Source organism: Vibrio sp. WZ-1 (assembly GCF_052037695.1).
GTDB lineage: Bacteria > Pseudomonadota > Gammaproteobacteria > Enterobacterales > Vibrionaceae > Vibrio.
Window position 1 is genome coordinate 15,116 of record NZ_JBQEQR010000052.1, and the last position, 21,775, is coordinate 36,890.

Genomic DNA, 21,775 nt, shown 5'->3' on the forward strand with positions numbered 1-21,775 from the left:
CTAAGAATCTGAGCGACACTTTAACATGAGAGAGAGAGGATAATCATGATTAAAGTGCGAAAATCTACTTAATGAATCATGACAGAAGATTTTGATCTGCCCATGCTATCGCTTGGACTCGATTTTTGACGGATAGTTTTTTGAAGATTTGATATAGGTGTGATTTTATTGTGAACTCACTGACAAAAAGCTCCTCTGCCATCTGGCAGTTAGAAGCGCCCGCCTGTAAACAGCGTAAAACCTGTAGCTCACGAATGGTAAGATCAACAGTCGCTGGTGTAGTATGAGAGCTAATGACATTACGGTAGTAGTGTAAAAGCTGGCTAGTAACATTTCTAGGTAACCAATTTTGGCCGTTTACAATTTCCTTTAGCCCCTCGGCAATACTCTCAGTACTATCTTCTTTATAGAACAAGCCTTTCAATTGGCCAAATGAGAGTAGTTCATCCGTAGTTAGGCGTTTTGGAACATTAAATATTATTGTTTCAAAGTTCTTCCATACCAATGGAAGGTTCTTAATCGAAAGAATCAGGTCTTTATGTTCCTCAAAGTCAATGAGCAGGATCTTGTTGCGGTGTTTAGGGTTGGCTTCCATAAGGTCATCAGTACCAATGAGAGGAATATCCATATCAGCATATTTCTTAAGTTGTGTTAGCTGAGAGTTGTCATCGTTTTTCAAGCTGATAAGAAAGAGTTTTCTCGCATAAGTAGATTTTCTCATGAGTAGGTTACTCCGGTTAACATGATTGGAATAACGGTGACATCAAATTTATAAATGGACTAGTGGCTTTGAAAAGAATTGCGTTTAGTTTCAAACCCTAAAGAAACGAATGATGTAATGTGATTCACATTTGCTACTCCTCAACCAAGAAAAGAGATTTTAGTTCCAGATTTTTGGTGAATGACTGACAATCTAATTGGGCTTTAATCAAATCAACAAAGCGTGTTATTCTAGTGCGCTTATTTTTTAATACATCCAGAGTGAAACGGAGCACATCATGGCCAGCCGTGGAATTAACAAAGTTATTTTGGTGGGGAATCTTGGTAACGACCCTGAAATTCGTTACATGCCTAACGGTGGTGCGGTAGCAAACATCACGATTGCAACTTCAGAGTCATGGCGTGACAAAGCGACTGGTGAACAGCGTGAAAAAACAGAGTGGCATCGTGTAGCTTTGTTTGGCAAATTGGCTGAAGTAGCGGGTGAGTACCTGCGTAAAGGCTCTCAGGTTTACGTAGAAGGCCAACTTCAAACACGTAAATGGCAAGATCAAAATGGTCAAGACCGCTACACAACAGAAGTTGTTGTTCAAGGGTTTAACGGCGTTATGCAAATGCTTGGCGGTCGTGCTCAAGGTGGCGCTCCTATGGGCGGAGGGCAACAACAGCAGCAACAAGGTGGTTGGGGTCAACCTCAGCAACCTGCTCAGCAGCAATATAACGCGCCTCAACAGCAACAACAGGCTCCGCAGCAACCTCAGCAGCAATACAATGAGCCACCGATGGATTTTGATGACGATATTCCGTTCTAAATAATACGTCTAGTAGAGAGCCGCGAATATCGCGGCTTTTTTTTGCTTGAGAGTCATTGCATCCGGTCGCATTCTGAGCTAGTTAATGCATGCATAAAATGGTGATTTTGCTATAGCGTCTCACAATCAGATTAATCCGATTGTTTAGTTTTTTGTTATCAAGTATAAGTAATTCAATAAGGTATATGGTGAATAGAAAAGGAATTTGGTATTCATGAGGTATACCCCTACTCTAAAGCTAAGCACACGACTGGTGGCATTCGTCACTATGATCGTCATATGCGCAATGTTTATCTTGTTTGTTGGTGGCACCCTCTCTTTCAAACGGCTCGGACAAGAGTATCTCAATCACTATCTAGAAGGGATTGTTGAGGTCGTTGATAAAGAGATGGAAGATCCTGACGCGGCTTATTCTATGCAGCGTTGGATGCCTAAGATGTTGCAGGCAAGTAACATTGTTGAAATGACTTTATCCGCCAATGATGCCGTTGTTTATCGTTTCAAAGATACATCACATCCTGTTGACCCTTCAATCTTGTTTGAGCAGGAGTACCCATTAACCCATAACCAAAACTACGTCATTCATTTTAAAGTGGTTCCGCCTTATCTAGGGTATGGCTACTCCATGCAAGCGTTATGGTCTATCACTCTCGCTGTTGTATTGATCATTTTTTGTTTGCTGCGCGGTGTAGCATGGCTGAAAGAGCAGTTGGCCGGTTCAGAGATGCTCGAAGAGCGTGGTCGTATGATCCTTGCTGGGAGAGTAGAGCAGTATTCTAAAGGTGATGAACGCGAATGGCCGTATACCGCAAGTGAGGCCTTAGATGTATTGATTGAAGAGTTGCAAGATGCTCGTCAAGAAAGAAGTCGATTTGATACCTTCATCCGTACCCAGACCTTCCTTGATAAGTTAACAGGTACCGCTAACCGAGTCCTTTTTGATAGTAAACTTGAATCGGCATTGCTTGAGAGCGGTTCTCGAGGGGCTGTTCTATTGCTGCGTATTCAAGATTGGAAATTGGTTCAAGAAGAGCTAGACAAGCAATCTACCGATGACTTCATTGTTGAAGTAGGGAGCTTAGTTTCTAATTTGGTTCAGCGTTTTCCTGATGTGGTTTTTTCTCGTTACTATGAGGCTGACTTTGCTTTGTTTTTGCCTCATCAATCGGCCAAAGATGTGGCCAATCTTGCATCTCAATGTATTCGTCAACTCGAAAAGTTAGTACCTCCAGCGCCTTTAGACATTGATAACTGGTGCCATATTGGTATCACGATGTATAAGGAAGGTGAGCGTCATAGCCAAATTATCGATGAAGCTGAGACAGCTTTACGTAGCGCTCAATTGCAAAACAGCAATAACTGGAGTCGATTCAAGAAATTAAATCATTATGAGGATGTGCGAGGCAGTGTTCGATGGCGCACTCTTTTTGATACAGCATTAACACCTGAAAGTGTGATACTCTACGCACAATCTACTTTCTCAATAAGTGATTCGTCGCATAAAAAAGTACTTCATGAAGAGGTAACATGTCGTATTCAGGATCCAGAAAATGGGATTGTGAAGGCATCTCGTTTTATTTCGGCTGTTCGACAGGTTGGTTACGAGGCACAAATGGATCGTGCTGTGTTGACCAGGTTTTTGCAGAATTACAAGTATCAAAGTAACAGTGCTACTTACTTTACTATCAATTTAAATGTTTCTCCTTTTGCTCAGCGAGAACACTTTAAGTGGCTGCGAGATGAACTACTACAGTTGTCAACTGAGAGTAGAAAGTGTCTCAATTTTGAGTTTGTTGAAGCGCAGTTTGTAAGACATTTAGATTTTATGCGGCCAGTCGCTAAAATGTTGTCTGGTTTGGGCTGCCGTCTAGTCATAGGCCAAGCAGGGCGTACGATTGTAAGCACGCATTACTTAAAAGAGATGGATGTTCATTATCTTAAGCTACACCGTAGTTTGGTAACAAAAATAGACCAAAGGCATGAAAACCAACTGTTTATTCGTAGCATGCTAGGAGCAGCAGAAAATAGCCGTACGAAGATTATTGCTGTTGGAGTAGAAAACAAACATGAGCTAGATGCTCTAGTTGAGCTGGGCATATATGGAGTGCAAGGACGTTATTTCTCTTCAGAATTTCGTTTATTTCCAATAATTGATGCCAAGAAAGAAGTTCAATCTGATGCTCAGATTAAGCCTGGGCGTAGAAATCGCTGGCGAAAAAATAATAGATAAGAATGAAAAGACTACACGGATTACTCAATCAACTTACTGGTTCTTCTGTTGGCGGAAGAGCTTGCTTTATGGTGATACAGCCTGATGCTGTTTATTTATCAGCGTCAGCAAAAAGTGCTCGCCCTGCCAGATTTGAAATCGCTGATGGAAATTGGGAGAAATCGTGCGAACAGGCTTTAAGTGTTGTTGCGAGTACTTATGACTCACTGACAGTTGTCTTGTCACATAATTACTATCAAATCTATCAGATTGATAAGCCGTCGATGCCTCGCCAAGAATGGCCATCAGCCTTGCCGTTCTTGTTAAAAGAATTGATATCAGAACGAGCGATTGACATTGTTGCTGATGCTGTCGAGTTACCCAACTCGACTAAAGTGCAAACTTATGTACTGCCAAGAAAGACATTGGATAAACTGATTTTACTTTCTGAACGTTACCAATTGTCACTAAACACCATCGTTCCCGAAGATGAAGTTTGGGGGAGAGCATCAGGGGAACTGGGTAATTTTCTATTACTACAGCGTTCATGTAAGGGCCATTTTAGAATCAGTGCCTTTGTTGAACATACGATGATGTTCAATCGCTCTATTAGAAGTGTGACCTCACCTTTGACGGGGGTACCTTCGACTGATTTGCAGATGGATAGTCTGTCGTTAGAGCTTCAACGCTCGATTGACTATTTGTCTTCACAGGTTCGTAATGTGCAGCTTCATCAGCTTAAAGTATGTTGTGATGAAGAGGATGAGAGCGAACTATCGCAGTCTCTAAATTACCGAATTAGTACGAAAGTTTCAGCCCTAATCGCGGAAGCTCACGAGTTATCAGGCCATGTTTTAGCTGACAACGCGTCAGTAGTTTCTGAATGGCGAGTTAACTTATTCCCTAGTTACCTAAAACCTAAAAAGAGACTGCTAACTCTCAAAAATGTGGCGATATCCTGGGGCGTTGCAGCATTGGCGATAATGTTGTCGTATGGCTATGTTAGTTGGCAAAATCAAGGTGTTGATGACCAAATAAACATTGCCAAAAGTAAGGGTGATATTCTTAAGTCAGAACTAGATCGTTACAACGTTCAATTGAGAAAGCTTAAACCGGATGCTAATAAGTTAGCTGCGCGAGCTCGCCTGGAAAAAGAGGTGAAAGCCAAGCGAGACTCACTAACTGCCGTAGGGAAGTATGACGATTCCCAGCGCATTGGTTATTCAGGCATTATGACTTCACTGGCGAAGTTAAGTAATAACAACATCTCGATTTCAGACATTCATATTGCCCAAGAGCATCTTGATATAAAAGGTCTAGCAAGAACTCCTCGTGCAGTACCTGATTGGGTGGGGCAGTTTAAGAATGAGATTAGCTTAGTAGGGCGCACCTTTGATGATGTCGCGATTGGTCGTAACGAAAAAGGGATTGTTACATTTGCGTTGAGTACTCGTAAGGAGGCGCAGCAATGAATGATTTTTGGTCTTCATTAGAAGAACGTTTTGACGAGTTAAGCTCTCGGGAGAAAGGCTTGATTGCTGTTTGTGGATTCGTAACAGTCGTAATGCTGTTGTTTACGATGGTATTGGAGCCGAAGTTAGATAGCGTGAATAACAGTAAAAGGCAACTGAGCTCTCAAAAACAGATTAATCAACAGACTGAAATAGAAACGTTACGTGTTCAAGCTCAATTGAAAAAAGATCCAAATGCTGAGGTTGATCAAGCTATCGCTCAGTTGTTAGCTGAGAGTCAGCACTTATCAATGCAGCTGTCACAAATTATTGAGCACTTGATTACACCTTCTCAAATGGCAGAGCTGCTACAAAGTGTTTTAGAGCAGCAATCGGGTGTGCATTTGATCAGCTTAAACACATTGAAAGCGGAGCCAATTACGTCAGATAAAGAGTCGGCACAATACTCGGGGTACTATGTGCACCCGGTGCGCTTAGAAGTGAGTGGTGACTACTTTTCTATCGCTAATTACTTAAAGAAACTTGAACAACTTCCGGTGAGTTATTATTGGCGCAACTTCACTTACCAAGTAGAGGATTACCCGAAGGCTAACTTGGTGTTGGAAGTATACACTTTGGGCTCTCAAGAGGAGTTTATTGGTGGATAATAAAATAATATTAGCGATGGTTATCGGTGCCATTATTGCGCCTAGCTTTTGTGTCGCTGAGCAAGATCCAACGACCCCTTTAGGTTGGGAACAACCGGTTCAAACTAATTCGACAGTAAAACGGAAATATCGATTGCCAACACTAAACAGCATTGTATGTAAGCCAGAGATGCCATGTATTGCGATTATGAACAATAAAATAGTAGAGCAAGGACATTCTTTAAATGGCTACCGCATTGCCAGTATTAATAGTGAATATGTGACTTTAAAGCGTGGTGACCGAGATTGGAAACTCGAGCTTTTTCGTTTAAATGTAAAACAATAAAAAATCAGAGCCTAAACAGATATGCGTAAATTAGTGATAGCAGTTGTGGTTGCTTCGTTAGCTGGATGCTCTATGGGTCATAGAGACCCTGTAGAAGTAAAGCAAGCTCTCAACAAATCAATAAACGAGTCAAATAGTAAACAGCTTGATGAAATCCCTTCTTCCGTTGAAGCTGATTTGATGCCTGACCTTGAATCGAGTGCTTCTGGCTCTGATGGAATGGTAAAGCGTTTTCGGATTCAAGCGAATGCCGTGGAGGCCAGAAGTTTCTTTGCTTCTCTCGTAAAGGGGACGGAGTATAGCGTTGCTATTCATCCTTCAGTACGAGGTAAGATCACTGTTAACTTAACCGATGTTACGCTTGATGAAGTGCTTAATGTTGTGCAGAACATGTATGGCTATGATGTGGTTAAGTCAGGCAAGGTTTTACAGGTGTATCCAGCAGGTATGCGAACGGTAACGATTCCTGTTGATTACTTACAGTTTAAGCGCTCAGGCCGATCTCTAACTAGCATCGTTACTGGCTCTGTAACTTCTACTGGAACATCAAGCTCTGGCAGTTCTTCTGATGACTCCAGTTCAAGTGATGACAGCAATACGGTGGCAAATGGTGGCACTCGTATCGAAACGTTGACAGAAAGTGACTTCTGGCCTGCATTGCAACAAGCGGTTGCAAGCTTGATTGGTTCTGGAGATGGGCAAAGTGTTGTTGTCACCCCACAGGCTGGTGTAATAACAGTGCGTGCATTTCCAGACAACATCCGAGAAGTCAGAGAGTTCCTTGGTGTTTCTCAACAACGTATGCAGCGTCAAGTTATTCTAGAAGCCAAGATTCTAGAGGTGACTTTGAACGATGGTTATCAGCAAGGTATTAACTGGTCAAACTTATCGGCTTCAATCGGTGGTTCGGGAAGTATTTCGATTGGGCGCCCTTCTCATGATGGTACTTCCCCTGGTGTTGGTGTCCCGATTCCGACTTTACCGGGTTTAGACGCCATAGGCACATTGCTTGGTGGCCAAACCAATATTACGATTTCAGATGGTAGTTTCGAGGCTGTGTTGAGCTTTATGTCTACACAAGGGGATTTGAATGTCCTTTCTAGTCCACGTATTACGGCGGCTAACAACCAGAAATCGGTGATCAAAGTAGGTTCAGATGAATATTTTGTGACGGAGTTATCGAGCAACGCAGGTAATGGTGAAAACTCAAATGCTGTTCCTGAAGTGGAGCTAACGCCTTTCTTCTCTGGTATTTCTTTGGATGTAACACCTCAAATTGACGATAAAGGTAGTGTGTTCCTACACGTTCACCCTGCGGTAATTGAAGTACAGGAAGAGTTGAAAACGCTTAACTTAGGTGGGGATTTTCAGAATGTTCAATTGCCTTTGGCAAAAAGTTCGGTCCGTGAGTCCGACTCTGTGATCCGAGCTAAAAATGGTGATGTTGTTGTTATTGGTGGTTTGATGAAGCAGCAGAAATTAAACCAAACATCAAAAGTACCATTCTTGGGAGATATTCCCGCTTTAGGGCACCTGTTTAGAAACACAACAGATATCACCCAAAAAACGGAGCTGGTTATTCTGTTAAAACCAACCGTTGTTGGCGTTAACTCATGGCAGAAAGAATTAGAGCGTTCGCGTGACTTGCTGCAAGAGTGGTTCCCTGATTCGCAGTAATGCAGTCAACGCTTAAACTAGTGGACTGATAAGCGTATGTATTTATCGCATTTTGGTTTTCGCTTACAACCATTTTCACTAACCCCAAATACAGAGCTGTTTTTGGGGTTAGCTCCTCATTATGAATCCATTCAAACCCTCATCGCAGCGATTCAAATGGGAGAAGGTGTCATTAAAGTGGTTGGTGAGGTGGGAACCGGCAAAACCATGGTTTGTCGAAAGCTGATTGAGCAAATTGAAGATGATGCCGAGCTAATTTACTTGCCTAACCCTGTACTTACTGGCGCTCAATTACAACTAGCGGTGGCGAGAGAGCTTGGTATTCAAAATGCAGATCCGCTAAATGTTGTGGAACTCATTCAAGAACGATTGATCCGTATTCGCTCAGTAGGAAAAAGAACGGTCTTAATTGTTGATGAAGCTCAAGCATTGTCCTATGAAGCATTAGAAACTCTGCGTCTATTTGGCAACTTAGAGACAGAAAAAGACAAACTACTCCAGTTGGTTTTGTTTGGACAACCTGAACTTGAAGAGCGTTTATTAAGTCATGATTTACGGCAGTTCAGACAACGCATCACATTCAATTGTGAATTACGTACTCTCAATCTGGATGAAGGCGTAGCTTATATGGACAATAGACTTAACAAAGCCGGAAATGGGGCGCACATTTTTAGTATTGAGCAGAAAAAAGCGATATGGCGCTCTGCTGCTGGAGTCCCTAGGTTAATCAATCAGATTTGTCATAAATCATTACTCACGGCGTTTAATGACCGCTGTACATTAATTAAAAATCAACACGTTTATTTGGCTATGCACGACACCCTAGATGCCTGCAAGCCCAAGTTTAAAACCCCTATATTTTGGGGATGGAGCCGATCTTGAGTGCAATTAACAAAGCTTTATCTGAACTAGCAGAGAAGGAACATAAACCTGAGCTATCAAGAGCTGAAGTTCCGGTTGTTGCTAAAAGAAAGCCTTGGCTGTGGTTAATCGCGGGTTTTTCTATGAGTTTGGCTATTGGAGGATGGGCAGTCTCTCAAACACCCAAACCAAACAACAGTAATGAAGTGGCATTCGCTGGATCTAATAGTGCAGCTAAAAAGGTGGTCAATGTCGATGCTAGTTCGCCAACAACCAAAACAACGCCTCAATTGCAGCAAGTTGTAGCGACAAAAAACATCGAAGTGGCTCATGTTAATGCTAAGCAATCAGAGCCGATAACCAGTGAAGAAATTCATCTTTCTCAACCTCTTACTTCTACGTCTAAAAAAGTGGTGAAAGAAGATGTTCACGCAATAGTAAAGCCAGCGGTATTGCATAAAGAGTCATTAGAAGTCGAGGATGAACCTAGTTCAATGCATATTGAGCAGGTGGAGTTGAGCCATCAACAACTTGCTAATAAAGCCATGAATCGTGCTGGTAAGGCGATGGACTCAAATGATATGCAGGAAGCCATGACCGCTTACGCAGAGGTGCTGCGTTATGAGCCATCGAATATTGAAGCGAGACAAAAACTAGCGGCACTATATTTTGGTAAAAGTGATACCAGAAAAGCGTACGAGATTCTTCAGGCTGGTATTAAATTGGACAATGATAACCAGCCGCTAAGGCTTGCATTATCTAAGTTGCTAGTGAAAGCAAACCAGCCTGAAGCGGCATTGAGCCCATTAGTTTTTATGCCAGATAACCCAACTCGAGATTATTTGGCAATGCGAGCCGCGCTTGCTCAAAAACAGAAACAAACCGAATTCGCGTTAGAAAGTTATCAGCTTTTAACGCAAAGAGAGCCTGAGAATGCCCGCTGGTGGCTTGGTTTAGCCATTCAGCAAGAGCGTAAAGTTCAAATCAAAGCAGCTGTGCACTCCTACCAGCAAGCATTAGGAAAGGTGGGGGTCTCCAATCAATCTCAAGCATTTATTAGAGATAGACTAAATATCCTGAAGCAGCTGGAGGGAGCAGAATGAAAATCCAATTAAGGAAGCGTCTTGGCGATCTGCTCGTTGAAGAAGGCATTGTCACAGAAGCACAAGTACAGCAAGCTCTCGCCAGCCAGCATGAGACAGGACAAAAGTTAGGTGATGCTCTGATTGCTTTAGGGTTTATTTCCGAAAAGCAAATGCTGAACTTTCTTTCTCAGCAACTGGGTTTACCGCTCATCGATTTAAGCCGTGCGCCTATTGATGCCGATGCGGTGCAACTTTTGCCGGAAGTTCATGCTCGTCGTTTACGTGCCATGGTGGTTGCACAAAACGGTGACACACTACGAGTCGCCATGAGTGATCCTGCGGATCTATTTACTCAAGAATCGTTAATGAACTTGTTAGGTGAGTATGCTCTAGAGTTTATTATTGCTTCTGAGCGACAGCTGGTGGAAAGCTTTGACCGCTATTATCGCCGAACCAAGGAAATCGCCTCTTTTGCCGAGCAGCTTCAAGCCGAACATCAAGACGTTGACGTATTTGATTATGGGATTGAAGAGAGTGAGAGTGAAGAAGTTACGGTTGTTAAGCTGGTTAACTCAATGTTTGAAGATGCCGTGCAGGTAGGTGCATCAGATATCCATATTGAACCAGATGATAAAGTGCTTCGTCTCCGTCAACGTGTAGATGGTGTTTTACATGAAACGATTCTAAATGAAGTCAACGTGGCATCAGCGTTAGTTTTACGCCTTAAATTGATGGCACACCTAGATATTTCTGAAAAGCGTTTGCCGCAAGATGGTCGCTTTAATATCAAGGTTCGAGGTCAGTCCATCGATATTCGTATGTCGACACTGCCAACGCAATACGGTGAATCCGTGGTAATGCGTTTGCTTAACCAGTCTTCAGGTTTACGAAAACTTGAAGACTCAGGTTTACCTGCTGATTTACTCGTTCGCCTGCGTCGCCAATTATCTCGTCCGCACGGTATGATCTTAGTGACTGGACCAACGGGCTCAGGTAAAACAACGACATTATACGGTGCCCTAAGTGAGCTCAATGAGCCGGGTAAAAAGATCATTACCGCAGAAGATCCTGTGGAGTACCGCTTACCACGTATTACGCAAGTACAGATCAATAGTAAGATTGATCTTACTTTTTCACGGGTACTGCGTACCTTTCTTCGTCAAGACCCAGATATCATCTTAGTTGGTGAGATGCGAGACCAAGAAACAGTAGAGATCGGTTTACGTGCAGCCTTAACGGGTCACTTAGTGTTAAGCACATTGCATACCAATGATGCGGTAGACAGTGCTCTGCGGATGATAGATATGGGAGCGCCGGGCTATCTTGTAGCAAGTGCCGTTCGTGCTGTTGTCGCACAGCGATTAGTACGTCGAGTTTGCCCAGATTGTAAGACTGAAGATGTTGTCGATGAGTCTCGACAGCAGTGGCTATCTGGTCGGTTCCCGAATCAGTCAAATGCTGTTTTTCATAAAGGGAAAGGGTGTCAGAACTGTAACTTAACAGGATATCGAGGTCGAATTGGTGTGTTTGAAATGCTTGAACTAGAGCATGAGATGATGGATAAACTACGTGCGAACGATGCAGTCGGTTTTGCACAAGCGGCGCGTCAATCGGCATCTTATAAGCCCCTATTAGCTTCCGCTATGGAGTTGGCTTTGCAAGGCATTGTTAGCCTTGATGAAGTTATGGCGCTGGGTGAAGGTGACTCATCTGGTAAAGCAGATGCAATCTTAATGTAGGTGATTAGATGCCAACATTCAGTTATCAAGGTCGAACACTGACCGGTGCCACGACTAAAGGCAAGATCGACGCTGTTAATGAGGATGCGGCTGCGGAAGTGTTGATGAATAAAGGGGTTATCCCTTTAAATATTCAGCTAAAAAAGGAATCCAATGCAAGCAGCTTTAGTTTATCTAAATTGCTGGTACCCGCGATCCCTCTTGAAGTCATTATTCTGTTCTGTCGTCAGCTATTCAGCTTAACTAAAGCGGGTGTTCCATTGCTGCGCTCTATGCGCGGCCTATTGCAAAACTGTGAAAATCAGCAGTTAAAAGACGCCCTTGACGATGTGGTCTCTGAACTCAGTAACGGCCGAGGATTGTCTGCAGCGATGCAGCCTCACAGTAAAGTGTTTAGCCCTTTGTTTGTCTCCATGATCAACGTGGGTGAGAACACCGGTCGTTTAGATCAAGCTTTATTGCAGCTGGCTAATTACTACGAACAAGAGCTAGAGACTCGTAAACGTATTAAAGCAGCAATGCGCTACCCGACGTTTGTTATTGTCTTCATTACTATTGCAATGTTCATTTTGAACATTTTTGTTATCCCTGAGTTTGCGGGCATGTTTACTCGTTTCGGTGTTGAGCTGCCATTGCCAACACGTGTACTGATCGCAACGTCAAATTTCTTTGTTCACTATTGGGGACTGCTGCTCGTTCTGATGATAGGAGCATTCTTGCTCTTTCGTGCTTGGGTTGCTACCGCAGATGGACGAGAAAAATTTGATAAGTTTCGACTGAGAGTGCCCATTGTTGGCGATATCGTGAACCGCGCTCAGTTATCACGCTTTTCTCGAACATTTTCATTGATGCTTAAGTCAGGCGTACCGCTGAATCAATCATTGGCTTTAGCTGGCGAAGCATTGGGGAATAAGTTCTTAGAAAATCGCATTATAGAAATGAAGGCGTCTATCGAGGCGGGAAGTACCATTTCTGTGACTGCGGTGAATAGTAAGATCTTTACCCCACTGGTGATTCAGATGATCGCCGTCGGTGAAGAAACGGGTCGAATTGATGAATTATTGCTCGAAGTCGCAGATTTTTACGATCGAGAAGTAGATTATGATCTCAAAACATTAACGGCACGAATAGAGCCATTACTTTTGGTAATTGTTGCTGGTATGGTTATGGTCTTAGCCTTAGGTATCTTCCTGCCAATGTGGGGGATGCTGGACATCATCAAAGGCGGCTAACCTAGTGGTTGAAAATCAGAGTCGCGCAACCTTCATCCTTTTCGTAGTGATTGGGTTAATTGTGTTGGTGGCGTTTGTGCATAACCTCAAGCTAATTGAGCAGCAAGCGCAAGTGACCGGAGCCAAGCTCGCGAAGGTTTGGATGCAAGATAGCGTGCAACGTTACCGTCAAGCGTGGTTAGTTCATGGTGAGCCCAAGCATATGTCTATGGATGGATTTGAGCTCGATATGACAGAAGCAGGGTTAGTATCGCCATTTCGCCCAGATGGGGTTCTGGATTGTGGCTTTTGGTTAGCGGTGCATTACCCGCAACGTAAAATTATGGCGAGTGAGTTGTTAGACATCCGTGGAGTAATTAAAAGTAGTAGTTATATATGTCACTATACTTATGAAAATGGACAGAGAGTTGTCGTTATTTCTGACGCTAATTACCTGAAAATAGACGTCGAAATGTCGGCGGAGTGAATTTTTTGACACTTAAGTACTATAAATAGGAATGAAAGTCGGTATAATGCAAACATTACCATAAGAGAAAAATTGTCATGGAAAGTAAACCATTTGGTGATTTACTTTTTAGCGCAGTTTTTACTTAGCAATGGCGAATCGTCATTCTGCTCAAGCGGTAGAGAAAGTACTCACCTAACTAATTCGCTTAGTGTGTTGAGACGCAAAACCGTTTTGACAATATCCAAAATGGTCGTGTGACCAATTAACTTTGCAGTCACTCTGCATGCTTACATAAAGAGAGTAAACAATGAAAAGACAAGGTGGTTTCACCCTTATCGAATTGGTAGTGGTAATTGTAATCCTAGGTATTCTAGCGGTAACTGCAGCTCCACGTTTCCTTAACCTACAAAATGATGCTCGAGCTTCATCTTTACAAGGTCTAAAAGGCGCTATTGAAGGTGGTGCTGGTATTGTGTTTGGTAAAGCGGCTATTAAAGGTGTAGAGGCTAACAGTACGGTTACAGATGTTGAAGGTATCCAAACAATTTTTGGTTACCCAACGGCAACAGCTGCGGGTATTGGTGAAGCAGTAAAAGGTCTTAATGAAGATTGGAATGTTGTTGCAAGTGGCGCTGGTGAAATTACGTATGGTTTCAAAGGTACTACTGGTACTGCTTGTTCAGTTCAATATAAGCAAGCGACTGGCACGGCAGCAGCTAGCGCAGCTAAGACAACAGTAACTTTGGGTTCTGCTTGTCAGTAAAACTCATCTTTAAAGGCCAGCTAGCCTGGCCTTTATCCCTTTATTTTGATTAATCTCGGAATAGTACATATGCGTAACTCATCAGGTCTAAGTGCAATTGAATTTGTCATTGTACTGATTATCTTAGGTGTGGTCGGCTATGTGGTATTACCAAGATTTATCAGCTTTGAACCAGAAACCTACGAAGCGAAGTGGGAGCAGACCAAACAAACGGCTGAGCACGTTTCTGAAACCCTCAGCAATAAAGCAACCTATGATCGTATTGAACAAGAGATGGGTAAATCAGAGGAATGATTTTTACCATTAACAATCTACTTACAAAATAATAGTAAAGTGTGATCCTTGCCCAAAACCCTTCCTTTTTATTGCTTATAATTTAATCGCTTACCGTCAGTCTAAGGTTCCTCTATGCAGATGCGTACCAATTCTTCAGGGTTTACTCTTATTGAGTTGATCATGGTAATTGTTATTTTGACCATTGTTTCTCTGTATGCTGCGAGTCGGTATATGTCATCGGGGATCTCTGTATTTGCTGCTCAAGAAGAATCGCTTGCGATCATTCGCCAGGTTCAGGTTAATCGTATGCAGTCGAATGTCTCGGGTGCGACATCAAACAATAACTTTATTCTTTCAATCTCCAATGATTGCCTTGGTTCTGTGAGTTCATGTAATTCACGCTCTGATTCTCGAAGTGATTGGAGCAGTCCTGACAATATTCGTTATTCGCCAAATCAGACGATCTCTTTTGACTTACTCGGTAATCCAAGTGGTGGCGCTAAGACGATTACCATCACTGAATCTACGGGGCAGACTTGTATTGTGACTATTAATACGCAGGGGTATGTTTCGAAGGGGGCGTGTTCATGAGTGGGAATACTCACCCACAGTCGGGAATGACCTTGATTGAGCTCATTATTGTTATCGTCATTATGGGGATAGCAATGACTATCTTTACAACGGCATTAATTCCCCAGATTCAGAACGCATCAAGTTTTCATTACCAGTCCAGAGCGGTTTCTCTTGGGCAAAGTATGATGTCGCAAATTCTAGCGCGCAACTTTGATCACTATGTAGATCCAAATGGCGGCCTAATTCGTTGTGGAGAGACCGCTTTGTCTGCTCCGGCCTGCCGTACAGTTTTAGGTACTGATAGTGGAGAAACAACGCCCGCTACTTTCAACGACGTGGATGACTACATTGGTTGTTGGTATACCGATGATACGAAAGCCTCGTGTACGGTCACTCCTCATTATGAACTGCGCGATATTCTTGGTAACGATGCTACGAATGACTACCGAAACTTTCGGGTCGAGGTTCAGGTAACGGTATCTCAAAGCTCAGCTTCTGGCATACCTAAAATGAAGCGAGTACAGTTGGATATCTTTGCTGGAAACTCAACGACAAGAACTCTCCGTTTGGTTGGTTATCGAGGGAACTATTGATGAAAGATAAAGGTTTTACTCTACTCGAATTAATCATCACAATCGTTGTTGGCAGCATCATCATGCTTGGTATTGCTGGTTATGTGCAGATGGGAATGAAGGGGTTTGTTGATTCTACTTCACGTCAGCAGGTGCAAACTCAGGCTCAATTTGTATTAGAGAAGCTATCGAGAGAAATCAGACATGCAGTGCCTTACAGCTTTAAAGTCGAAGGGGACTGTTTGAGGTTTGTGCCTATTCTTTATTCAGGTACATACTACCAACCTTCAACAAAAATTGTTCGTTTTATTACTGGAGAAAACGTCCCTGATGGTGGGACGCTAAAAGCCAGTGATAATCTTCGTTTCGTTATCAATCCGAGTCGATACGAGGACTTAACTAGTAATACTGAAAGTTTTGCGATAACGCCAAGTTTACCACTATTGGGCCAAGCGGCCAGTGCGCCCGCTGATAGAAATTACTATGAATATACCTTGCCTGCTGGTGTTTCACACTTGCCTAGCCAGTCGATAGCAAACCGTCTCTATATTTATACTTTGGATGCAGAAGTTAACTACTGTTTGAATAGTACAACCAATATGTTGACGAGAAATGGCGTGCCAATTGAGGGCATTGTTGCGGCAGATAGTGCTTTTAATTATGAAAATACCAGTTTACAGGTTGGTGGTATTGTTTACCTCAAATTTGCATTTGAGCAGAATGATGAGGTCAGTGTTTATCAACATGATGTGCAGGTGCTCAATGTTCCATAAACGTTCAATCATAAAATCAAAAGGGAATGTGTTTATATTGTGTTTGTTCATCATTGTTGTGATGAGCTTGCTGGGGACATCTTTAATGAAACTTAACTGGTCTAATCAAGATGCGGTAACTCGGGAATATTTGGGCTCTCAAGCGTGGTTTTTTGCCCAATCGACTACGGAATGGGGACTAACGGAATTGTATCCTCTAGGCGAGGTAACACCTGATATTTCAGATAACTGTGCAAATAACGTTAACGGTATGACTCCAGCCATTAATTACGGGACCTGTCGACTAATTTCTCTTACTTGTCAGAATACCAATAAAAGGCTGGATGAAGAGTCCTTTTTTAGAATTGAAGCTTTGGTTGAATGTGGTAGTGGAATCAATACGGTTCAACGAAGCCAAGAAGTATGGGTAAAGGAGTAACAAATCATGATCAAAAAAAGCGGTCTAGTATTAAGTGCAATCATGTTGCTTTTCTCATCTTTTGTTAATGCATCGATTAATCGAGATCCTCAGTTTGAATTCGGTACTGTGTCTGCTGACAAGTGTACGGTAGCAGGGTCAAGTGTGACTTGTGACATCGAGTTTCAGAATTCTTACTCACAACCTCCTCTGGTTTTTGTTATGCCGACGATCGATGCGAGTCGCTCTAATTTTGATAACAAGACCACGGAGTACCCTTCAGATTTGAAAATCTGGTCTATTAGTTCATCAAAAGCGACAATAAAACAGTTATTACCTCCTCACCGAGCCGCTTGTCGTTATCTAAAATACAACCATAAAAATGATAAATGGCAATGCAAAAATAATGGAGAAAAAATAACTTATGTTGATGCACCAATGAATGATATTGATTACTTGGTAATGGAACCAGGTGTTATTAAGTTCGATAGTGGTGCCATGCTTGTTGCAGGCAAAGTGAGCTCTAAGCATACATTTTCTAATAAGCCTGGTGGGACAAACAACATCAGTAAGCAAGTCAATTTTAGCAGTTTTGGTTTGAATACTGCTTTTTCACAGCCGCCAGGCGTTTTGGTTCAAATTCAAACTCGAAATAATATGGTTGGCAGCCAACCGCTTTGGCTAAACACGATCGCTCTAGACCCCACTCGTACTGGTTTTTCATTAATCATTGACCGTTCTGAAGTGACAAAAAATGCGGTACTTGATCAACCTGAAGAAGTGGCGTTTGTGGCAGGCTATGGTGAAGGTTTTACTCAAGGGCGAAAATTTTGGCTAGGTAATGGCTCAACTCGTAATACGCTTAGCGCTCTAAATGATAATGTAATTAAACCAATTACTGAGGGTTGTAAGCAGCTTAGCTACTTCCCGGTTACTGGCTTCAAATCTGCTCCGGTTTTATTGGCGTCTAAACGCACTCGTAACGGTAATAACGGTGGTTGGCTAAGGCGTTGTTCTGTGACTAAAACCAGTGTTGCTTTGATCAATGAAGAGGATATGGATAGAGATGCAGAGCGTGGGCATGTCGTGGAACCATTCTCTTACTTCTTGTTTGATAAACCTCCAGTTGATGATGTATGTGCTCTGTTCCCTTCTCCGGCTCAAACGTGGGATTCTAATGGTAATGCAAAACTAGAAATGAGCAATAATACGCTTATTTCTGGTGCTAAATTAAGCAATGGTAAGCGCTATGTTGGCTTTAGACAAAGTGAGATCGACATGTATAACAATGCAAGTTGTGATGGTCTTGCTTGTCTTGGAGATTCAGGCCTCAGAGTAAAGAAACAAGAGCTAGAGAGTTTTAGGGTGCCGGATCGTGATGATCTCAAAACTGTCGATTTATGGCATAAAGATCGCGAATTTAAGAACAACGAAGTTATCGGCACACTTTCTGTGGGGCATGGAACCGCAACTTTCAAATCAGGAACCTACTGGATTGGAGAGATTAACGTTAACAACCAAGGCAAGATAGTTATCCCTGCAGGGGAAAAAGTAACGATTCACGCGAAAAGGGTATACGTAAGCAATAGTGGTAGCTCTTTTGGTGAGGTCGATGATGCTGAGCTAGTAGTCTTAGTGCATGACTCCACAAATAGTATTGTGCGACTTAGTCAAAATACGGTGTTTACGGGTCTTTTATATAGTGAAACCAATGTTTACCTGAGTAACTCAAGTACGGTTAATGGTGCAATCACCGCGAAACAAATTTTGATGAGCGAGGGCGCGAAGATCATTGCGACTGATAACCACTGCTTTACCCCAGCGGATAACTTTGAAATTGATATCACACCAATTTCGCAATATGCGCTTACCTGTGGAGATCAGCAACCAAACTTTGTTGTGACTACAACGAATGACGGGGCGCCTCAAAGTGCATCTGTCACTGCGTCAGTCTCTGAAGGGGCGAGTAATTTTAATATACGAGTTGCGAATGGGGTAGGCTCTGGTCTTTACCCGCATTTTATTACCAGCGCATCACAAGAAACGCTTGGTAAACTAGAACTCGTCATTGAGTTGCGTGATGCATCAAAAGTGGTACTTAATAAAGAGTATGAACTCACCATTTTTGTTGATGATACAGCCAAAACTAAAACGGTTAAATTTAAGTATGTTCCTTATATGTTTGGTACTCCAGACCTGCCTGTAATTGCTGGTAAAGAGTACCAAGTAACCACCAAGGTATTAGCGTGTAAAGAAAGTACTCAAACGATCGTATCTACTTACACTGGTACTCCTGAGGTTACCTTAGATCTTGAAGCACCAAGTGATGGCAATAAAGATAAAGACAGCATTTTGACGTATTCACCATCCTTCAGCAGTCGTGATGCTGGTGTGAAAGCGTCCTCGTTTACTTTACTTGAATCTGGTAAGTTCATCATCAAGTTAACGGATCGCAACTTTGTCTGTGACCCTAACTTTGCTGACAAATGTCCTATTGATAAAGGCGATGGTAAAATAACGCCTGTAGTATTGAATGGCTCGTTTGCCGTTAATGCTCGACCATGGACCATTGCGGCTTGTGATATTCGGTCAAAAGAGGGGGGCGTTTCCAACCCTGCGACTACTGATGGTCAAGAGCATTTCATTCCTGCAGCAGAAAACTTCACGGTAACGTACAAGCCTATTGTATATAGTGATAAGGCAGCACGTGGAGAGGCGGATAAGTGTGACAACTCAACGACCACTAACTACTACTCTTCGGCAAGTAATCGTGCGCCACTAAACGTTGCTTTTGACGTGGAATACCCTAAGGGCGGTAAGCTTGCTAATTTGTCGGAAGAAAATGACTTTGATGGAAAGTCCACTTTCTCTAAATCAGAAGCTAAGAGTGGTAAGAAAGTTGAGTATCAATGGTATGAAGTAGGCTCCTTAAATCTAACCACAAGCGCGGACTATTTAGGAGAAGCGTTAGAGGAAGATTCTAGAATCATTGGGCGTTTCTACCCTAAGTTCTTTAAAGTCTTTACGACTCAGTGGGTTTATCCTTCTAGCCAGACTTTCATCTATATGAATCAGCCATTTGAACAGGTTCGTTATGATGTGGAAGCATTAAATGCAAGTGAGGATGCTGTTAGCAACTACGTAGCATTCAGCAAGCATGCTCAGTTCAATATTGCTCAACTTAACGATTATTCAAATAGGTTTGTTTCTCCTGCGGCGAATAGCGGTAGTTGGAACGTTGTTGAAGGGAAAAGCATCGGTTCGTTTACTATTGATGACACCAGTACTTCCGCATGTCTAAATGCAAGCAATCAGGCAGTGAACTCTTGTTGGTTAAAAGGCTCAGGTGCTCAGTACCCTGATGGTCCGTTTAATATGCTTTCTGGAAGCGCGTCAAACATTGGCTTGGTTTACACTGGTAATACCGATCCTGTTGAGTTCATTAGCGGTAAAAATGGTGCGCCAAATAGCAATATACTTACTCAGCCAAAGATAGTGTTTGGTCGAGTGAATCTGGCAGATATAGCGGGGCAACAAGAGGCGACGTTATCCGTTCCGTATGCTATTGAATATTGGAATGGCTCGCGTTTCAGTATGAATAACCTTGATAGTGCCACACCTATTAAAGACGCAATAGCAAACCAGAAAGTCATTTGGCATCGTGATGATAGCAATTGTGATATAGCCATTAATGGGACTGGGAGCGTGAAACATGGTGAAGCAAACGTTGCAGCAAATCAGGTGAAGTCACCTTGTAAATCTATTGGTCGTCAGCAGTCCCAAGTTTGGCTTGATGTTCAGCCATGGTTGAATTTTGATTGGGATGATGACGATACAGAAGAAAAGCCATCCTCTATATTAACTTTTGGTATCAACCGAGGTAACGACAGGGTGATTTATCGAGGTGAACCGGGCTTAACCGGACAGTAACAAACTTCAGTTTTTTGCGTTAAGTAAGGAAACTGCAAGAAATTGAGGCTTTCTGCTCATGTTTGTGTACCAATGCCTTGCTGTGACAGCGAGGCATTGGTACATTTAGGACAATTTTTGTCTTCTAAATTTTTGCAGGATGAGCGAAGAGTATGTTTAAAAAACTTCGTGGCATGTTTTCTAACGACCTATCTATCGATTTAGGTACTGCCAACACTCTAATTTACGTAAAAGGACAGGGTATTGTCCTAGATGAACCTTCTGTAGTTGCTATTCGTCAAGATCGTGTAGGTTCTGCAAAAAGCGTTGCTGCTGTCGGTCACGCAGCAAAACAGATGCTTGGTCGTACACCGGGTAATATCTCAGCTATCCGTCCAATGAAAGACGGTGTAATCGCGGACTTCTACGTAACCGAGAAGATGCTTCAACACTTCATTAAACAAGTGCATGACAACAGCATCCTTAAACCAAGCCCACGCGTACTAGTTTGTGTTCCTTGTGGTTCTACTCAAGTTGAGCGTCGTGCGATTCGTGAATCTGCACTAGGTGCGGGTGCGCGTGAAGTTTACCTTATTGACGAGCCAATGGCGGCGGCAATTGGTGCAGGTCTACGTGTATCTGAGCCAACAGGTTCAATGGTGGTTGATATTGGTGGTGGTACAACTGAAGTTGCCGTTATCTCACTAAACGGTGTGGTTTACTCTTCTTCGGTACGTATTGGTGGTGACCGTTTTGACGAAGCTGTGATCAACTACGTGCGTCGTAACTACGGTAGCTTGATTGGTGAAGCAACGGCTGAAAAGATCAAACACGAAATCGGTTCAGCTTACCCAGGTGATGAAGTTCAAGAGATCGAAGTTCGTGGTCGCAACCTAGCAGAAGGTGTGCCTCGTAGCTTTAGCCTGAACTCAAACGAAATCCTAGAAGCGCTTCAAGAGCCGCTATCTGGCATCGTATCAGCAGTGATGGTTGCTCTTGAGCAATGTCCGCCAGAGCTAGCGTCGGATATCTCTGAAAACGGTATGGTTCTTACTGGTGGTGGTGCACTACTGAAAGACCTAGACCGTCTACTAATGGAAGAAACGGGAATTCCAGTGGTTATCGCTGAAGATCCACTAACGTGTGTCGCTCGTGGTGGCGGTAAAGCACTAGAAATGATCGACATGCACGGTGGCGATCTTTTCTCTGAAGAATAAGTAAGAGCATGAAGCCCTTATCACAGGGCTTCACTTTTCTTGTTCACGACTCTTATTAATCCACTCAT

Annotated in this window: 20 protein-coding genes; 19 read left to right on the forward strand and 1 reads right to left on the reverse strand. The window is 42.8% G+C overall.

The window, feature by feature from the left end; genetic code table 11:
• Positions 1 to 76: 76 nt before the first annotated feature.
• On the reverse strand, positions 77 to 721 hold the full coding sequence (locus ACTS60_RS03665) for a LuxR C-terminal-related transcriptional regulator (protein ID WP_440887172.1): 645 nt from the start codon (positions 719 to 721) through the stop codon (positions 77 to 79).
• 277 nt (positions 722 to 998) lie between these two features.
• On the opposite strand from ACTS60_RS03665, the gene ACTS60_RS03670 reads away from it, so the two are divergent.
• From ACTS60_RS03670 to ACTS60_RS03760, 19 genes are all read left to right on the forward strand, one after another.
• On the forward strand, positions 999 to 1,532 hold the full coding sequence (locus tag ACTS60_RS03670; RefSeq protein WP_440887173.1) for a single-stranded DNA-binding protein: 534 nt from the start codon (positions 999 to 1,001) through the stop codon (positions 1,530 to 1,532).
• A gap of 214 nt (positions 1,533 to 1,746) precedes the next feature.
• The gene (gene csrD / locus ACTS60_RS03675; protein WP_440887174.1) at positions 1,747 to 3,762 is read left to right on the forward strand and encodes an RNase E specificity factor CsrD; all 2,016 of its coding nucleotides are present in this window, start codon (positions 1,747 to 1,749) and stop codon (positions 3,760 to 3,762) included.
• A 2-nt stretch (positions 3,763 to 3,764) separates the two neighbouring features.
• Complete coding sequence (locus ACTS60_RS03680) at positions 3,765 to 5,213, forward strand: MSHA biogenesis protein MshI (RefSeq protein ID WP_440887175.1); 1,449 nt, start codon at positions 3,765 to 3,767, stop codon at positions 5,211 to 5,213.
• The gene (gene gspM, locus ACTS60_RS03685) at positions 5,210 to 5,860 is read left to right on the forward strand and encodes a type II secretion system protein GspM (protein ID WP_440887176.1); all 651 of its coding nucleotides are present in this window, start codon (positions 5,210 to 5,212) and stop codon (positions 5,858 to 5,860) included. The genes ACTS60_RS03680 and gspM overlap by 4 nt, the downstream gene beginning before the upstream one ends.
• Before the next feature lie 16 nt (positions 5,861 to 5,876).
• Positions 5,877 to 6,185, forward strand: coding sequence for an MSHA biogenesis protein MshK (locus tag ACTS60_RS03690; RefSeq protein ID WP_440887224.1), 309 nt, complete (start codon positions 5,877 to 5,879; stop codon positions 6,183 to 6,185).
• Positions 6,186 to 6,206: 21 nt separating this feature from the next.
• Positions 6,207 to 7,862 (forward strand): pilus (MSHA type) biogenesis protein MshL, encoded by a 1,656-nt coding sequence (mshL, locus tag ACTS60_RS03695; RefSeq protein WP_440887177.1) that lies wholly within the window; start codon positions 6,207 to 6,209, stop codon positions 7,860 to 7,862.
• Positions 7,863 to 7,898: 36 nt separating this feature from the next.
• Entirely contained in the window at positions 7,899 to 8,744 is an 846-nt protein-coding gene (locus tag ACTS60_RS03700; protein ID WP_440887178.1) for an ExeA family protein, read from the forward strand.
• The gene (locus tag ACTS60_RS03705) at positions 8,729 to 9,826 is read left to right on the forward strand and encodes a tetratricopeptide repeat protein (RefSeq protein ID WP_440887179.1); all 1,098 of its coding nucleotides are present in this window, start codon (positions 8,729 to 8,731) and stop codon (positions 9,824 to 9,826) included. Before ACTS60_RS03700 ends, ACTS60_RS03705 begins: the two co-directional genes overlap by 16 nt.
• Positions 9,823 to 11,547 carry a GspE/PulE family protein gene (locus tag ACTS60_RS03710; protein ID WP_440887180.1) on the forward strand — a complete coding sequence of 575 codons (1,725 nt, stop codon included), beginning with the start codon at positions 9,823 to 9,825 and terminating at the stop codon, positions 11,545 to 11,547. Before ACTS60_RS03705 ends, ACTS60_RS03710 begins: the two co-directional genes overlap by 4 nt.
• 8 nt (positions 11,548 to 11,555) lie before the next feature.
• Positions 11,556 to 12,779, forward strand: a complete 1,224-nt coding sequence (locus ACTS60_RS03715; RefSeq protein ID WP_440887181.1) for a type II secretion system F family protein — start codon at positions 11,556 to 11,558, stop codon at positions 12,777 to 12,779.
• Positions 12,780 to 12,783: 4 nt separating this feature from the next.
• The gene (locus ACTS60_RS03720; RefSeq protein ID WP_440887182.1) at positions 12,784 to 13,245 is read left to right on the forward strand and encodes an MSHA biogenesis protein MshF; all 462 of its coding nucleotides are present in this window, start codon (positions 12,784 to 12,786) and stop codon (positions 13,243 to 13,245) included.
• A gap of 289 nt (positions 13,246 to 13,534) precedes the next feature.
• A complete protein-coding gene (locus tag ACTS60_RS03725) occupies positions 13,535 to 13,990 on the forward strand; it encodes a type II secretion system protein (RefSeq protein WP_440887183.1) in 456 nt (151 codons plus the stop codon).
• A gap of 69 nt (positions 13,991 to 14,059) precedes the next feature.
• The gene (locus ACTS60_RS03730; RefSeq protein ID WP_440887184.1) at positions 14,060 to 14,284 is read left to right on the forward strand and encodes a type II secretion system protein; all 225 of its coding nucleotides are present in this window, start codon (positions 14,060 to 14,062) and stop codon (positions 14,282 to 14,284) included.
• Between the two features lie 114 nt (positions 14,285 to 14,398).
• The gene (locus ACTS60_RS03735) at positions 14,399 to 14,857 is read left to right on the forward strand and encodes a type II secretion system protein (RefSeq protein WP_138956318.1); all 459 of its coding nucleotides are present in this window, start codon (positions 14,399 to 14,401) and stop codon (positions 14,855 to 14,857) included.
• Complete coding sequence (locus ACTS60_RS03740) at positions 14,854 to 15,432, forward strand: prepilin-type N-terminal cleavage/methylation domain-containing protein (protein ID WP_440887185.1); 579 nt, start codon at positions 14,854 to 14,856, stop codon at positions 15,430 to 15,432. Before ACTS60_RS03735 ends, ACTS60_RS03740 begins: the two co-directional genes overlap by 4 nt.
• Entirely contained in the window at positions 15,432 to 16,184 is a 753-nt protein-coding gene (locus ACTS60_RS03745) for a PilW family protein (RefSeq protein ID WP_440887186.1), read from the forward strand. The genes ACTS60_RS03740 and ACTS60_RS03745 overlap by 1 nt, the downstream gene beginning before the upstream one ends.
• On the forward strand, positions 16,174 to 16,602 hold the full coding sequence (locus tag ACTS60_RS03750) for an MSHA biogenesis protein MshP (protein WP_440887187.1): 429 nt from the start codon (positions 16,174 to 16,176) through the stop codon (positions 16,600 to 16,602). The genes ACTS60_RS03745 and ACTS60_RS03750 overlap by 11 nt, the downstream gene beginning before the upstream one ends.
• 6 nt (positions 16,603 to 16,608) lie before the next feature.
• Positions 16,609 to 20,511 carry a DUF6701 domain-containing protein gene (locus tag ACTS60_RS03755; RefSeq protein ID WP_440887188.1) on the forward strand — a complete coding sequence of 1,301 codons (3,903 nt, stop codon included), beginning with the start codon at positions 16,609 to 16,611 and terminating at the stop codon, positions 20,509 to 20,511.
• A 152-nt stretch (positions 20,512 to 20,663) separates the two neighbouring features.
• Entirely contained in the window at positions 20,664 to 21,707 is a 1,044-nt protein-coding gene (locus ACTS60_RS03760) for a rod shape-determining protein (protein WP_005381144.1), read from the forward strand.
• Positions 21,708 to 21,775: the final 68 nt, after the last annotated feature.

What these genes read in the sequence shown, in the direction of transcription:
- ACTS60_RS03725 (WP_440887183.1), top strand. Translation starts at nt 13,535, where the DNA reads ATGAAAAGACAAGGTGGTTTCACCCTTATCGAATTGGTAGTGGTAATT.
- ACTS60_RS03665 (WP_440887172.1), bottom strand. Translation starts at nt 721, where the DNA reads ATGAGAAAATCTACTTATGCGAGAAAACTCTTTCTTATCAGCTTGAAA.
- ACTS60_RS03730 (WP_440887184.1), top strand. Translation starts at nt 14,060, where the DNA reads ATGCGTAACTCATCAGGTCTAAGTGCAATTGAATTTGTCATTGTACTG.
- ACTS60_RS03710 (WP_440887180.1), top strand. Translation starts at nt 9,823, where the DNA reads ATGAAAATCCAATTAAGGAAGCGTCTTGGCGATCTGCTCGTTGAAGAA.
- ACTS60_RS03755 (WP_440887188.1), top strand. Translation starts at nt 16,609, where the DNA reads ATGATCAAAAAAAGCGGTCTAGTATTAAGTGCAATCATGTTGCTTTTC.
- ACTS60_RS03735 (WP_138956318.1), top strand. Translation starts at nt 14,399, where the DNA reads ATGCAGATGCGTACCAATTCTTCAGGGTTTACTCTTATTGAGTTGATC.
- ACTS60_RS03750 (WP_440887187.1), top strand. Translation starts at nt 16,174, where the DNA reads ATGTTCCATAAACGTTCAATCATAAAATCAAAAGGGAATGTGTTTATA.
- ACTS60_RS03690 (WP_440887224.1), top strand. Translation starts at nt 5,877, where the DNA reads ATGGTTATCGGTGCCATTATTGCGCCTAGCTTTTGTGTCGCTGAGCAA.
- ACTS60_RS03715 (WP_440887181.1), top strand. Translation starts at nt 11,556, where the DNA reads ATGCCAACATTCAGTTATCAAGGTCGAACACTGACCGGTGCCACGACT.
- mshL (WP_440887177.1), top strand. Translation starts at nt 6,207, where the DNA reads ATGCGTAAATTAGTGATAGCAGTTGTGGTTGCTTCGTTAGCTGGATGC.
- gspM (WP_440887176.1), top strand. Translation starts at nt 5,210, where the DNA reads ATGAATGATTTTTGGTCTTCATTAGAAGAACGTTTTGACGAGTTAAGC.
- ACTS60_RS03740 (WP_440887185.1), top strand. Translation starts at nt 14,854, where the DNA reads ATGAGTGGGAATACTCACCCACAGTCGGGAATGACCTTGATTGAGCTC.
- ACTS60_RS03705 (WP_440887179.1), top strand. Translation starts at nt 8,729, where the DNA reads ATGGAGCCGATCTTGAGTGCAATTAACAAAGCTTTATCTGAACTAGCA.
- ACTS60_RS03670 (WP_440887173.1), top strand. Translation starts at nt 999, where the DNA reads ATGGCCAGCCGTGGAATTAACAAAGTTATTTTGGTGGGGAATCTTGGT.
- ACTS60_RS03760 (WP_005381144.1), top strand. Translation starts at nt 20,664, where the DNA reads ATGTTTAAAAAACTTCGTGGCATGTTTTCTAACGACCTATCTATCGAT.
- ACTS60_RS03700 (WP_440887178.1), top strand. Translation starts at nt 7,899, where the DNA reads ATGTATTTATCGCATTTTGGTTTTCGCTTACAACCATTTTCACTAACC.
- csrD (WP_440887174.1), top strand. Translation starts at nt 1,747, where the DNA reads ATGAGGTATACCCCTACTCTAAAGCTAAGCACACGACTGGTGGCATTC.
- ACTS60_RS03745 (WP_440887186.1), top strand. Translation starts at nt 15,432, where the DNA reads ATGAAAGATAAAGGTTTTACTCTACTCGAATTAATCATCACAATCGTT.
- ACTS60_RS03680 (WP_440887175.1), top strand. Translation starts at nt 3,765, where the DNA reads ATGAAAAGACTACACGGATTACTCAATCAACTTACTGGTTCTTCTGTT.